Raw genomic sequence first — 14,457 nt, forward strand, 5'->3', positions numbered from 1 at the left:
TTTGAATAGCAATTACAAGCTGGTACAAAATCAAGGTTATTAATTTTTATTGATGCTTTGAATAGTAATTACAAGCTGGTACAAAATCAAGGTTATTAGTTTTTGTTGATGCTTTGAATAGCAATAACAAGCAGGTACAAAAATCAGGGCTACTAATTTTTGTAGATGCTTTGAACAAAAACAGCAAGCGGGTACAAAATCAGGGCTACCAATTTTTGTAGATGCTTTGAACAATAAATACAAGCGGGTACAAAATCAAGGCTATTAAAATGACTTATATGCGTTATGTAATATTTTTTCTGTTCATCAGCCTGTTGGCCTGTAAGAAAAAAGAAGATGAACTCAGTCTGTCCAGGCAATTTATGCCATCGGGTGATATCTCTATCAGTACGGCAGATACGCTGGCTACACTCACATGGAAAGCGGCATTGTTCACTTCCGGTACGGCAGTGACATATGCAGTCGAGGTTTCACAGGATTCTACTTTTGCGACCACGGCGCATAGTTTTGCAACAGATACCACTGGAATCAGGATTTCAGATCAATACCTGGAAGTACGTAAAAAGTATTATGCCCGTGTAAGAACGAATGGCAAAGATACGGCCAGTGCATCCAATTGGGTGTATAGTAAAAGTTTCTCCATTACAGGTGAGCAGTTGTTGCTACCATTGGCAGATAGTAATCTTATCGATAAATCTGTCATTCTGTTATGGAAATCGACACAGGGGTTGACGAAGCTGGTCTTCACAACTGGCGGTGTTTCCAGAACAATTGGATTGTCGGAAGAACAGAGTATTGCGGGCAAATTGCAGGTAGATAGTCTGCAACCACTGACAACCTATATAGTAGAGATCTTTAAAGAAGAAGTGAGTAAGGGGATACTGACCTTTACGACCAAAGCCGGTGTGGCGACCGGACCGAATGTGATAGACCTGACAGGTATCACAGGCGTGCCGGGTATCCTGGAAGATACCTTACCGAAAGTGGGAGCGGGGAGTATTATCATCCTGAAAAGAGGGGAGACGTATAATATCGATATTGCGATGGAACTGGGCAAAGCCGTATCATTCGTGAGTGAGAACAGCTTCAATACACAGTTACCATTGATCTATTTCACCAACAACTTCAATGTGACGGCGGGGAGTGTGATCGACTCTGTTGTATTCAGGGGATTGACTTTACGGAGTAATGACTATGCCAGCAGGTACGTGATCAATGCCAGCAATGTAGCAACCATTGGTAAGATCCTTTTTGAAGATTGTCATGTAGAAATATTCCGTGGTGTGGTAAGGTTACAAACTTCTGCTACCGGTGGTACAAAGGTGGGTGACTTTGTGGTGAATAATTGTGTGGTAGACAGTATTTCGAATTATGGAGTGGTGAATTGTGATAATGTGGCTTGTGCGATACAGAATATCACAATACAGAACAGTACATTATATAAGCTGGAAAAAGTGGTGACCAGTAAACAGAATTCCAATTCAGTGGTACTGAGTAATTGCACCTTTAATGAGGCGCCGCAGGGTGGGGGATCGGCTTACCTGGTGGATTATAGTCAGTCAGCGACCAACAATATCACTGCGGGTATCAGTCTGAAGAGTTGTATCATCGGTGTCGGGCGGAATAACGGAGGAAGTACGAGTGTACGTGGGATCCGGGCGAATGCTGCCACGTTGATTAATGTAAGTAGTAGTTTCAACACATCGGATTATGTGGTGAGTGGAAATGCGATTGTGGGATTGACGGTGTATGCAGGTACGGTGACAGATCTGTGGATGGATCCGGCGAATGGGAATTTTACTATTAAGGACAGTGGTTTTGCAGGGAAGAGTTCCGCGGGAGACCCGCGGTGGTGGTAGATCGAAATTTAATATCCGGGTTGTACTGCCCGCCGGAGGGTCTGCTCATTCTCCCGGAGGGTAAGGCCATCTTCTTGGGAGGTATGCACATTCTCCCGGAGGGTGTACTCATCTTCCAAGAGGGTATGCTCATTCTTCCAGAGGGTAAGGCCATCCTGGGGATGGCCTTACCCTCCGGCCCGCGGGGATTTGATGATTGTCCGGAGGACAACCATCAAATCCCCGCTTTTATTTTTCTACCTTTGCCCCAAAGCACAACGACTATGAAACGGGCATTTATCTTCGACATGAACGGCACTATGATAGATGATATGGAGTATCATGTACATGGCTGGTTTAATATCCTCAACGACGACCTTGGTGCAAACCTCAGCCGCGAAGCAGTAAAAAAGGAAATGTATGGCAAAAACCAGGAAGTCCTGATCCGTATCTTTGGCAAAGGCAAATTCACAAACGAACAAATGGACCAACTGGCCCTCGAAAAAGAGCGCCGTTACCAGGAAGCTTACCGCCCTCACCTTGGCCTGATTGCCGGATTACAGCAATTTCTGGATCAGTCGCGTGAACTGGGCATCCCAATGGGTATCGGCACCGCCGCGATCCCATTCAATGTAGATTTTACAATTGATAATCTGCACCTGAGATCCTATTTCAAGACAATTATAACCGCCGATGACGTGGTAGACAGCAAGCCTCATCCGGAAACTTTCCTGAAGGCGGCTGAAAAGATGGGGGTAAGACCCGAAGACTGCATCGTGTTTGAAGATGCACCTAAAGGTGTAGAAGCCGCGCAGAATGCAGGTATGAAAGCGGTGGTGATCACTACTATGCATACTAAAGAGGAGTTTGCAGCTTATAACAATATTATTCGTTTTATAAGCGACTATACGGAACTATCCCCTTCGGAGCTATAAAGGGAGACTATCTTCTTCATAGCTATAAATAGAACTCTCCCCTTCAAATCTACAAATGTAACTATCCCCTTCAGATCTATAAAGAGGTACTATCCCCTTCATAGCTATAAACAGAATTTCTTTTTCCATAAAATCCCCTCCCAAAACAGAAAGCTTTTGCCTACAGTAAAAGCTTTCTGTTTTGGCGCAATCCCCTGCGGGCTGCTAAAAAAGAAATATTAAAAAAGGCGGGATAAATAATTGTAAAAATGACATTTAATTTTTTATATTGCATTCATATTATAGCTATCAATATCACTAAATGCTGGGAATATCAACGGGGAGTTTTATATTAGCAGAATTAAACACCAGGAAAGTATGACACGTTATTCCCGGCAAACCCGGATGCTGATAGCAGTAGACTGTATAATTTTCGGTTTTGACGGACAGGATCTTAAGCTCTTGCTTATCAAGCGTGGATTTGAACCGGAGAAAGGAAAATGGAGCCTGATGGGCGGTTTTGTGCAGGCGGACGAAGGCCTCGAAGAGGCAGCCACCCGTACACTGACCAAACTGACAGGACTGGATGGCGTCTTCATGGAGCAGCTCAATGCCTATGGTGGCCCTAACCGCGATCCGGTGGAGCGAACCTTGTCTGTAGCTTATTATGCCCTGATCGACATCAATCAGTACAAACAACAGCTGAGCGATGAGTACAAGGCAGAATGGTTCCCTCTCAAAGAGGCGCCAAAACTGATTTTTGACCATGCACAGATGGTATCTGAAGCACTGGCACGCTTACGTTACAAAGCAGCTATTCACCCGCTGCTGTTCGAACTGTTGCCAGCCAAATTTACCATCCCACAGCTGCAAATCCTCTTCGAAGCCGTATACGAATCCGGCTTTGACAAAAGGAACTTCAGCCGTAAAGTATTGTCCACGGGTTTACTGATCAAACAAAAAGAAAAAGAGAGGGCTACTTCCAAAAGGGGAGCATTCTATTACAAGCTGGATAAAAGAAAATACAGCGCCAAATTCCACGCCTTCCTCAACTTCGTTTCCGATCCGGGTAATCTTAAATAATAAAAAATGATAGATATGGGTCTCCCTCATATCGTCTTTTTTTACCACGTTTTATAAATGTCAAACTGACAATAAAGGCATTATTTATTTTTCATTTTAAAACAACTTTCCGCCGCCTTAGGTTGTTGGAAAGGGCCGATCGTTATGGAACATTCATATGTTATAGGTGTCGACTTCGGCACCGACTCAGTCCGCTCCCTTGTTGTAGATACGCAGACCGGTCAGGAAGCCGGTAGTGCCGTGTATTTTTATCCTCGCTGGAAAAAGGGGCTCTTCTGTGACCCCGCCATCCAGCAATACCGCCAGCACCCTAAAGATTACCTGGAAGGGCTGGAAAACAGTATTAAAGACGCGCTGAAACAATGCCCGGCTGGCACCGCCGCCATGGTGAAAGGCATCGCCGTCGATACCACCGGTTCCACCCCCGGCCCTGTCAACGAACAAGGTACGCCCCTGGCCCTGTTGCCCGGTTTTGAAGAAAACCCCAACGCCATGTTCGTTCTCTGGAAAGATCATACTGCCAACTCGGAAGCGGCTCTGATTAATGACATCTCCCATAGCAATGGCAAAGATTATACTGCTTACAGCGGTGGCATATACAGCAGCGAATGGTTCTGGGCCAAAATACTCCATGTCGTAACCGAAGATCCTGCCATCGAAGCAGCAGCCGCTGCCTGGGTAGAACATTGCGACTGGATCCCGGCCGTACTCACCGGCAACAAAAGTGTCGATACCCTGCTTCGCAGCCGTTGTGCCGCAGGTCACAAAGCCATGTGGCACGCTTCCTGGAAAGGATTGCCGCCAAATGACTTCCTTTCCAAACTGAACCCTGTTCTCGATAAATACGATCAGATGTACACCGATACAGTGGATGCCACTGTACCTGCAGGTACCATCACCGCTGAATGGGCAGAAAAATTAGGGCTGCCTGCTGATGTTGTGATCGGCACCGGCGCCTTCGATGCCCACATGGGTGCGGTAGGTGGCGGTATCCGTCCATACTCCCTCTGTAAAGTGATCGGCACCAGCACCTGCGATATCCTCATCGCTCCGCTGGAAGAAACCAGCGACAAACTGGTAAAAGGTATCTGCGGTCAGGTAGACGGCTCTGTGGTGCCCGATATGCTTGGTTTGGAAGCAGGCCAGTCTGCTTACGGCGACATCTTTGCATGGCTTCGTAAACTGATCATGGGACCATTATACGACCTCATGCCGGAAGAAAAAGATAAACTGGCGGAAGTGGAAGGCAAACTCCTTGCTTACCTGTCAAAAAAAGCAGAACAACTCCCATTGCGTGACAACGACCCGATAGCCATGGACTGGTTCAACGGCCGTCGTACACCTGATGCTAATCATACTGTCAAGAGCACTATTACTGGTTTACACCTGGGTACCGATGCGGTGCAACTTTTCAAAACGCTCGTAGAAGCGGCGGCCTTTGGTGCCAAAGCCATTGCGGACCGCTTTGTTCAGGAAGGCATTCCTATTCAGGAAGTGATTGCACTGGGTGGTGTGGCTAAAAAATCAGGTTATGCCATGCAGGTACTGGCCGATGTGATGAACAGACCTATCCGCATTGTAAACAGCGAAAATGCCTGTGCACTGGGTGCGGCCATGTTTGCCGCTGTGGTAGCGGGTGTTCACCCTGATATTGATGCTGCGCAGGCTGCCATGACCTCTGGTTTTGAAACTACCTGGTTCCCAAGGGAGCAAAATGTGTCTTATTATGCCAATAGGTATGAGAAGTTTAAGGAAATAGGCGCATTTACAGAAAAACTGTTTAAGTGAGCCAATTCAGGGAATTCAGGGAAATAGGCGCATTTACAGAAAAGCTGTTTAAGTGAGCCAATTCAGGAAATTCAGGGGAATAGGTGCATTTACAGAAAAACTGTTTAAGTGAGTCAATTCAGGGAATTCAGGGGAATAGGCGCATTTACAGAAAAGCTGATTAAATGCGTCCTATCAAAAAATTCAAGTAAACAGGAGCGTTCACTGAAAAATTATATAAATGAGCCATCCATACAAGGAACTTCAGGAGCAGGCTTACCACGCTAACATGCAACTGCCCGCTTTAGGGCTGGTCCTCTTCACCTTTGGCAACGTCAGCGTAGCCGACCACAAAGCCGGGGTATTTGCCATCAAACCCAGCGGCGTGCCTTACAACCTGCTCTCGCCAGAGAAAATGGTGATTGTCGATTTCGATGCAAACAATGTTACGAACAATGGACGGCCATCGTCAGATACCAAAACCCATGCAGTGCTCTACAAGCACTGGGCCCACATTGGCGGTATTGTGCATACGCATTCTACCTACGCTACTGCCTGGGCACAGGCACAAAGGGATATCCCGATCTATGGCACGACCCATGCAGATCATCTGACCAGCGATGTGCCTTGTGCACCACCCATGCACGATGATATGATCAAGGGTAACTATGAGCATGAGACCGGCTTCCAGATCATGAACTGTTTGAATGAGCGTAACCTCAGTTACGAAGAGATTGAAATGATCCTGGTAGGCAATCATGCCCCTTTTACCTGGGGAAAAACAGCAGACAAAGCAGTGTACAACGCCGCCGTGCTGGAAGAAGTAGCGAGAATGGCTTATCTCACGGAAACCATCCGCCCTTCATGCCCCCGCCTGAAGGACTCTTTGATTAAAAAACATTTTGAGCGGAAACATGGTCCGGATTCTTATTACGGGCAACAGTAACGGAAGGCTGTAATCGGTAAACAGTAATGAGATAGCTGTAATCCGATACTAGTCATCAGAAAACAGGAATTCGATAAAGGTAACCGGTAAATGAAAATCCGATAACTGTAATTCGAAACCTGTAATCGTTAAGCAGTAAAAAGATAGCTGTAATCCGATACTAGTCATCAGAAAACAGGAATTCGATAAAGGTAACCGGTAAATGAAAATCCGGTAACTGTAATTCGAAACCTGTAATCGTTAAGCAGTAAAAAGATAGCTGTAATCCGATACGAAACCTATCATCCAATTTCCGTAAACGGACAACCATAAATACTAATCACAAAAAAATTCAATAGCATATGATACAGTTGAAGCAACTTGAAGCCTGGTTCGTGACCGGTAGCCAGCACCTTTATGGAGAAGAGACCCTGCAGCAGGTAGCTGCGCATGCACAAACCATCGCTGCCTCCCTGGACGCCGATCCGAACATTCCCGTTAAGATCGTATTCAAGCCTACTGTAAAAACCCCCGAAGAGATCTATGCCATTTGCCAGGAAGCCAATGCCGCAAAAAACTGTATCGGTGTGATTGCCTGGATGCATACATTCTCTCCTGCCAAAATGTGGATCAGGGGGCTGAAAATATTACAACGTCCTTTATTACACCTCCATACCCAGTTCAACAGGGATATTCCATGGGGTGAGATCGATATGGACTTCATGAACCTGAACCAGTCAGCTCATGGTGACAGAGAGTTTGGTTTTATGATGTCACGCATGCGCATCGAGCGCAAAGTGGTATGTGGCCACTGGCAGGATCCTGATGTGATCGGCGAACTGAATACCTGGCTCAGAGCAGCCGCAGGTTGGTTCGACTGGCAGGGTGCAAAATTTGCCCGTATCGGCGATAACATGCGCGAAGTAGCGGTTACTGAAGGTGACAAGGTGGAAGCTGAGTTACAGTTCGGTTATTCCGTAAATGGTTATGGTATCGGCGATGTGGTGGCTTTCGTGAACCAGGTTTCCGACGCCAGCATCGACAAGCTGGTGGCTGAATATGCAGATGTATATAAACTGGGTGCTACCCTTGTAAAAGGTGGTGCACAACATGCTTCTCTGCGTACAGCTGCTAAGATCGAACTAGGGCTGCGTGCATTCCTGGAAGATGGAAACTTCAAAGGATTTACAGATACTTTCCAGGACCTCCATGGTATGGAACAACTGCCAGGTATCGCTGTACAGCGCCTGATGGCAGATGGTTACGGTTTTGGCGGTGAAGGCGACTGGAAAACTTCTGCACTGGTAAGAGCGGCGAAAGTAATGGGTAGTGGACTGCCTGGTGGTAACTCCTTCATGGAAGACTATACTTACCATTTCGATCCGGCTAACAGGCTCGTACTGGGCGCACATATGCTCGAAATCTGTTCCTCTATTGCAGATGGTAAGCCAAGCTGCGAAATCCATCCACTGGGTATCGGCGGCAAAGCCGATCCTGTAAGACTGGTATTCAATGTAGACGCGGGACCTGCCATCAATGCATCTTTGATTGATATGGGCAACCGTTTCCGTTTGCTGGTAAATGAAGTGGAAGCCGTGAAACCTGTACAGGACCTGCCTAAACTGCCGGTAGCGAGAGTGTTGTGGAAACCACTGCCAGATATGCGTACAGGTTGTGCCGCATGGATTCAGGCTGGTGGCGCACACCATACCGTATATAGCCAGAACCTGGGTAGTGCACATATGCAGGACTTTGCCGACATGGCGGGTATCGAGTATGTGAAGATTGGTAAGGGCACTGATTTATACCAGTTCAGGAATGAGCTGAGATGGAATGAAGCTATCTACCTGTTAAAAGGTCAGCGATAAAAGAATTGGCATAACGCCATAGATGACGTGGAATAACAAAGGCTGGAATCTTCCAGCCTTTCATTTTTTAAATAATTTGATGGTTTTAGTGATTTGCCTGTATTAGTCTGCATTTAAACTTTACAGCGTTTCCCAATTCCTCACTAACTCCTCCACCAACGTCTGCCCATTTTCCCATTCCCCTAAATTACTCTCCGCATTAATATGGCCCGCTTCCCCTACATTCACAAACCTGCTTCCCCATGCACTCGCAAATGTCTTTGCCCGTTGCAGGCTAGCATATTCATCATTGGTACTCGAAACCACAATGCTCCTGAAAGGTAATGGCTGTAACGGCGTAGGCGCAAAGCTTTTCGCTACTGTTGGAAATCCCGTTCGGTCAGCATCTGGTGGAGCCACCAGCAGCGCGCCGCGGATCTTCAATTTTGTGTGCTGTGCCCAGTGGGCAAGGGCGAGGCATCCCAGGGAATGTGCTGCGATCACTACATCAGGACCTGCTTTGGATACCGCATCTTCTATGCTGTTGATCCAGTCGTTTAGTTCGGGTTGATCCCAGTTGTTCTGTTCTATTCTCTTTACACCCGGCAGGTTTTCCCATATTGTCTGCCAGTGTTGCGGCCCCGATCCGTACAATCCCGGAGCAGTTAAAACCTGTACTTCTTCCATAATAAAATAAGACTCTTTTTAGTAACCCCCGATAGAGTAAGTTTGTTGGCAAGTCATACAATTTACGGAAAAGAAAAGATAAAATAACGTTAAAATAAATGGGGGATTGGCCTGTGGGCCGGGTGAATGTTTTAAAATTTCAGGAAATTTAGAAGACTTCGTTAGTGAACTCTTTAGTATTCCCAAAGTTCAGATTCCTTCTGCTGCCAGCGTTAGTGAACTCTTTAGTATTCCCAAAAAGTTCAGATTCCTTCTGCTGCCAGCATTAGTGAACTCTTTAGTATTCCAAAAAGTTCAGATTCCTTCTGCTGCCAGCATTAGTGAACTCTTTAGTATTCCCAAAGTTCAGATTCCTTCTGCTGCCAGCATTAGTAAATTCCTCAAAATTCCAAAAAGTTCAGATTCCTCCTGATGCCGGCGTATTTCGATCGTTTCATGGGTGAATGTTTAAAAATCCTTCTAAACTCTTCCTCCGTTAGCTCCTCCCAATCCTTTGTGGAAAAATTCAGTATTTCAGGTATAGGCGTAAACTCTGCCGTTTGATTCGGTTTTGAAAACCTGTTCCAGGGGCATACATCCTGACAGGTATCACACCCAAACATCCAGTTATCAAATTGCCCCTGCATCTTTTCAGGAATCAGCAATTCCTTCAGTTCTATGGTATAATAAGAGATGCACCTGCTACCATCTACCACGCCCGGTGCTACCAGCGCCCCTGTAGGGCAGGCATCCAGGCATTTGGTACAGGACCCGCAATAATCTCCTACAGGATTATCGTATACCAGCTCCACATCCGTAATGAGTGTAGCAATAAAAAAGAACGACCCTGCCTGCTTGTGGATGAGATTCCCGTTTTTACCGAGCCATCCCAACCCACTCTTTTGCGCCCAGGCCCTTTCCAATACCGGTGCCGAATCGACAAATCCCCGTCCGCTCACTTCGCCCATGGTCTCCTGCATCCTGGCCAGCAAGGTATTCAGTTTCGCTTTGATCACCTCATGGTAATCTTTTCCATAAGCATATTTGGAGATCCGGGGGGCATCGGGCACCTGCTGTTCCGAGGGGTAGTAGTTTAATAATAGCGTAATCACCGACCGGGCGTTATCCACCAGTTTCCTGGGGTCAATCCGCTTGTCAAAATGATTCTCCATGTACTTCATATTTCCATGCATACCCTTGTTCAGCCACGTTTCCAGTCTTCGGGCATCGTCATCCAGCTGTACGGCACGGGCTATTCCACAGTGATCAAATCCCAGATCCGCTGCCTGCGCTTTTATAAATGCTGTATGTGTCTCTGCCAATTGCATGTGACCTGCAAGGTAAAGAAAAATGAAATTTTTTATGGAAAACCTACTTTTTGCATATCTTCATTTACGTAAATCAATCCTATTACCTTAGTTACTTCGAGTATGCGACCACAACAAGTCGGAATGTTCCCCTTTGCCCTGTTTATGGGCATTGTATTGTCATTGAATGTGTTTTCCCAGGACAAAATTAAATTTGGGAAAGTTGATCCAAAAGATTTCAGCAAAACTGGTTTTGAGCAGGATACCGGTGCCCATGCGGTGATTATCTCTGATATCGGCGAAGCTTCGTTCGAATCAGAAAGGGTCAATGGCCTGGTATTGGTATTTAAACGTCACACCCGTATCCGCATTCTGGACAAAAACGGTTATGATGCCGCCACTGTAAAGATCCATTATTACAAAGGAGAAACAGACGAAAACAAACTCAAAGACATCAAAGCGACTACCTATAACCTGGAAGGGACAAAGGTGGTAGAAACGAAGATGGACAGCAAAAGCATCTTCACAGATAAAATTGACAAAAAAGGCGATGTCGTGCAGAAGTTCACGTTGCCTGCTGTAAAAGAAGGCAGTATCATTGAATACACTTACACCCTCGCCACTCCTTATAAGATGCGCCTGCACCCCTGGCAGTTCCAGAGCACCAATTACCCTACGATCTATAACAGGTATGAGGTAACAGTGCCGGAGTTTTACGAATACATCTTCCTGCGATCTGGTTATATCCCTGTTAAGGAAAATAAGTCGCAGGGGCATCAGTCCCTTACCATCGCTTATGATGAAGAGAACGCTTATGGCGGTAAAACAGGTCATACCCAGTATTACACCATCAACTCCGTTACCAATATCTATAAATGGGAGGCGGAGAATGTGCCTGCACTGCGTGAAGAGGAATTCACTACCAGTATCTGGAACCACGTATCTATGATCCAGTTCCAGCTTTCTGCCTACAGGTATCCGGATCAACCTGTAAAACCGGTACTGGGTACCTGGGGTAAACTGTATGAGGAGCTGAAGAAGTCTGAATACTTTGGCGATGGTCTGGACAAAAACAACGGTTTCCTGGGTGATAAAGTAGATGAGCTGATCAAAGGGCTTACCGATGATACAGCCAAAGCTCGCCGCATTTATAATTATGTAAGAAGTAATTTTACCTGCACCAGTCACGACGACCTGTATTTGTCCCAATCATTAAAAGCCATTTATTCCTCTCACAGCGGGAATGATGCCGACATCAACCTGTTGCTGGTAGCTATGTTGCGCAGAGCGGGTCTGAACGTGTATCCCCTCATATTGAGCACCCGCGACAATGGTGTTACTTATGAAATGTACCCAATGGTAGGCCGTTTCAATTATACGATTGCGGCCCTGAATACCGGTGAGGAGTGGTATTTCCTGGATGCTTCCGAGCCTTACCTGGGCTTTGGCCATCTGGATTATACCTGCTATAACGGGCATGCAAGAATTATGTCTCCTGAAGTCATCCCGGTTTCACTGGATCCCAATACCCTGTTGGAAGCCAAGAGCACTTATGTGACGCTGGTGGGCGATAGTGGTAAGATCAAAGGCTCTTTTTCCCAGAAGCCGACTTACTATGAGTCCTGCAAAATGAGAGCAGATATCGTGAAGAATGGCAAGGATGCGTACTTTAAGCCGATTGCTAAAAACTTCTCTATGGAAACTACCATATCCAATGCAGAGATCAGTGACATGGATGATTACGAAGTGCCATTATCGGTAAAGTATGATTTTGAAATGACCCCGGACGATGCGGGTATGTTGTATCTGAACCCGATGCTGATGGAAGCTTATAAAAGTAATCCGTTTAAATCACTGGAGCGTCGTTACCCTGTGGAAATGCCGTACCTGATGGACGAGGTGTATACGCTGAACCTGATCGTACCTGAAGGCTATGTAATAGAAGAGCTGCCAAAATCAACCATGGTAAAACTGAATGAAGATGAAGGCCAGTTCCAGTACCTGATACAGAAAAATGAAAATACCATTCAATTCCGCTGCAGGGTTCAATTGAATAAAGCGACATTTACGCCGGATGATTATTCCACCCTGCGTGACTTCTTCGATTTGATTGTGAAAAAACAATCTGAACAAATTGTACTGAAAAAGAAAGCATAACCCATGATTAACAAATCAATCGGACTGGCCCTGTTATTCATGGGATACCTGTTAACATCGCAGGCAAAAGATCCGGAGTATCCGGCATCCGCTATACCCGCGAACCTGAAAGAAAAAGCCCATGTAGTAAAGCGCATGGAAGAAGTCACGGTACGGTTGGTTAATCCTGGTGAAGTACGTGTGACCAGGCATTATGTATTGACTATACTGGATGCCAAAGGCGATAAATACGCCAGCGTCTACGAGTATTATAATAAGTTAAGAGATGTGCGGTCTATCAAAGGCCGCCTGTTAAGTGCAGAAGGGGTGGAGGTATATAGGTTCAGGCAAAGTGATCTCTCTGATGTGAGCGGGGTAGGCGATGAGGCATTGATGTCGGATACCCGTTATAAGATCTTCGGCTTTGGTTATAAAGTATATCCTTATACGATAGATGTAGAGACAGAGGTAAAATACAACCATGCCTTTTACCTGCCTGCCTGGACGCCACAGGAAGCTGAAAACTATGCGGTAGAACAGGCGAAACTGACAGTAAGCGTACCTGCCGGTTATAAACTGCGCTTTAAGTCCTTCCATTATAATGGGGAGCCAGTAGTGGCAAATGGGAAGGAAAACCTGAACTACACCTGGGAAGTAAAAGGTATGGTAGCACTGCCGGAAGAAGATTATATTCCGGAACCTTATGATAGAACGACCACGGTAATGCTGGCGCCTTCCAACTTTGAATTGCAGGATTTTAAAGGCAATATGGATAGCTGGGAAGAACTGGGGCACTTTTTTTATACCCTCAACCAGGGTCGCGATGTACTGCCTGATCATATAAAGCAGACGGTGCATGAACTGACAGATGGCAAGTCTCAGAAGGAGAAGATAGATATCCTTTATCGCTATTTACAGCAGCATACCCGTTATATCCTGATTGTACTGGGTATAGGTGGCTGGCAGACGTTTGATGCCAATTTTGTGGCAGCAAAAGGATATGGCGATTGTAAAGCTTTGTCCAATTACATGGTAGCGCTGCTGAAGGAAGCGGGTATACCGGCCAATTCTGTGCTGGTGCGGTCAGGTGATACGAATTTAGAACTGGTTGAGGATTTCCCGTCTACCCAGTTTAACCATGTGATCGCCTGCGTACCCTGCAATGGTGATACCACCTGGCTGGAATGTACAAACAGTACGCTGCCTGCGGGTTACCTGAGTAGTTTTACGGCCAACAGGCCGGTGCTGGTGATTGCAGACCAGGGGAGCAAACTGGTACGCACCCCGGCATATACCATGGATCAGAATTTGAAAGTCCGTCGTATTACAGCGACAGTTTCAGAGACGGGCGATATGCTGGTGAAAATCAATACGCATTCTACTGCGTTGCAACAAGACTATGCGCATGGCATGAATCATGCCCTTTCTCATGACAAAATTATGGAGAAGTTACGGGAAGATCACCTGATGCCCAGCTATGATGTAAATAAATACGAGGCGAAAGAAATAGCGGGATTAGTGCCCGCGATGGACGAAGAGATGGAAATCAATGCACATAACTATGCAACAGTGAGTGGGAAGCGGATGTTCCTGGAGCCAAATTTACTGAGCAAGGCAGGTTCAAAACTGGAAACAACGGAGCCCAGGGTTTCAACAGTAAATGTCTATTCTCCTTATAAAAAGGTAGATACTGTTGTGATTAATATTCCGGCAGGCTATACATCAGAGTCAGTGCCGCAGCCTGTGATCCTGAAGAGTAACTTTGGGGAGTATACTTCTAACATACAGGTAAAAGACAACCAGGTCATCTATATCCGGAGTTACTGCCATAAGGCGGGAGTTTTTCCAGCCAGTGAGTGGGTAAACTTTGCAGCGTTTAATAATGCGGTTTACAAAGTAGACAGGGCGAAAATCGTGCTTGTGAAGCAGTAAACCTGTAATAATAGCAGTCGAATGCCCGGGAAGCTGTTAAAA

General features: G+C 46.0%; 10 protein-coding genes. 8 read left to right on the top strand and 2 right to left on the bottom strand.

Annotation, left to right across the window (positions count from 1 at the left end; translation table 11 throughout):
* Positions 1–278: 278 nt before the first annotated feature.
* From BW716_RS13300 to araA, 6 genes are all read left to right on the top strand, one after another.
* Positions 279–1,859: a DUF5123 domain-containing protein gene (locus tag BW716_RS13300; RefSeq protein WP_179091119.1), complete on the top strand. Its 1,581-nt coding sequence runs from the start codon at positions 279–281 to the stop codon at positions 1,857–1,859.
* A gap of 263 nt (positions 1,860–2,122) precedes the next feature.
* Positions 2,123–2,773, top strand: coding sequence for an HAD family phosphatase (locus BW716_RS13305; RefSeq protein ID WP_083723055.1), 651 nt, complete (start codon positions 2,123–2,125; stop codon positions 2,771–2,773).
* Between the two features lie 357 nt (positions 2,774–3,130).
* Positions 3,131–3,835, top strand: coding sequence for an NUDIX domain-containing protein (locus BW716_RS13310; protein WP_083723056.1), 705 nt, complete (start codon positions 3,131–3,133; stop codon positions 3,833–3,835).
* 144 nt (positions 3,836–3,979) lie between these two features.
* The gene (locus tag BW716_RS13315) at positions 3,980–5,623 is read left to right on the top strand and encodes a ribulokinase (protein ID WP_083723057.1); all 1,644 of its coding nucleotides are present in this window, start codon (positions 3,980–3,982) and stop codon (positions 5,621–5,623) included.
* Positions 5,624–5,843: 220 nt separating this feature from the next.
* Positions 5,844–6,548 (top strand): L-ribulose-5-phosphate 4-epimerase AraD, encoded by a 705-nt coding sequence (araD, locus tag BW716_RS13320; RefSeq protein ID WP_083723058.1) that lies wholly within the window; start codon positions 5,844–5,846, stop codon positions 6,546–6,548.
* A 341-nt stretch (positions 6,549–6,889) separates the two neighbouring features.
* Positions 6,890–8,395 (top strand): L-arabinose isomerase, encoded by a 1,506-nt coding sequence (gene araA / locus BW716_RS13325; protein WP_083723059.1) that lies wholly within the window; start codon positions 6,890–6,892, stop codon positions 8,393–8,395.
* Between the two features lie 120 nt (positions 8,396–8,515).
* Here araA and BW716_RS13330 read toward each other — a convergent pair whose 3' ends face one another.
* The gene (locus BW716_RS13330) at positions 8,516–9,061 is read right to left on the bottom strand and encodes an alpha/beta hydrolase (RefSeq protein WP_083723060.1); all 546 of its coding nucleotides are present in this window, start codon (positions 9,059–9,061) and stop codon (positions 8,516–8,518) included.
* Positions 9,062–9,441: 380 nt separating this feature from the next.
* Positions 9,442–10,368, bottom strand: coding sequence for a tRNA epoxyqueuosine(34) reductase QueG (queG, locus tag BW716_RS13335; RefSeq protein ID WP_083723061.1), 927 nt, complete (start codon positions 10,366–10,368; stop codon positions 9,442–9,444).
* A gap of 102 nt (positions 10,369–10,470) precedes the next feature.
* On the opposite strand from queG, the gene BW716_RS13340 reads away from it, so the two are divergent.
* Together BW716_RS13340 and BW716_RS13345 are read left to right on the top strand one after the other, a co-directional pair.
* Positions 10,471–12,504: a DUF3857 domain-containing protein gene (locus tag BW716_RS13340; RefSeq protein WP_083723062.1), complete on the top strand. Its 2,034-nt coding sequence runs from the start codon at positions 10,471–10,473 to the stop codon at positions 12,502–12,504.
* 3 nt (positions 12,505–12,507) lie between these two features.
* Positions 12,508–14,415, top strand: a complete 1,908-nt coding sequence (locus BW716_RS13345; RefSeq protein ID WP_083723063.1) for a DUF3857 and transglutaminase domain-containing protein — start codon at positions 12,508–12,510, stop codon at positions 14,413–14,415.
* Positions 14,416–14,457 lie beyond the last annotated feature (42 nt).

Source organism: [Flexibacter] sp. ATCC 35208 (assembly GCF_001975825.1).
GTDB lineage: Bacteria > Bacteroidota > Bacteroidia > Chitinophagales > Chitinophagaceae > Chitinophaga.

Excerpts from the sequence above, each read along its gene's own strand:
- BW716_RS13300 (WP_179091119.1), top strand. The coding sequence starts at position 279 with ATGCGTTATGTAATATTTTTTCTGTTCATCAGCCTGTTGGCCTGTAAG.
- BW716_RS13305 (WP_083723055.1), top strand. The coding sequence starts at position 2,123 with ATGAAACGGGCATTTATCTTCGACATGAACGGCACTATGATAGATGAT.
- BW716_RS13310 (WP_083723056.1), top strand. The coding sequence starts at position 3,131 with ATGACACGTTATTCCCGGCAAACCCGGATGCTGATAGCAGTAGACTGT.
- BW716_RS13315 (WP_083723057.1), top strand. The coding sequence starts at position 3,980 with ATGGAACATTCATATGTTATAGGTGTCGACTTCGGCACCGACTCAGTC.
- araD (WP_083723058.1), top strand. The coding sequence starts at position 5,844 with ATGAGCCATCCATACAAGGAACTTCAGGAGCAGGCTTACCACGCTAAC.
- araA (WP_083723059.1), top strand. The coding sequence starts at position 6,890 with ATGATACAGTTGAAGCAACTTGAAGCCTGGTTCGTGACCGGTAGCCAG.
- BW716_RS13330 (WP_083723060.1), bottom strand. The coding sequence starts at position 9,061 with ATGGAAGAAGTACAGGTTTTAACTGCTCCGGGATTGTACGGATCGGGG.
- queG (WP_083723061.1), bottom strand. The coding sequence starts at position 10,368 with ATGCAATTGGCAGAGACACATACAGCATTTATAAAAGCGCAGGCAGCG.
- BW716_RS13340 (WP_083723062.1), top strand. The coding sequence starts at position 10,471 with ATGCGACCACAACAAGTCGGAATGTTCCCCTTTGCCCTGTTTATGGGC.
- BW716_RS13345 (WP_083723063.1), top strand. The coding sequence starts at position 12,508 with ATGATTAACAAATCAATCGGACTGGCCCTGTTATTCATGGGATACCTG.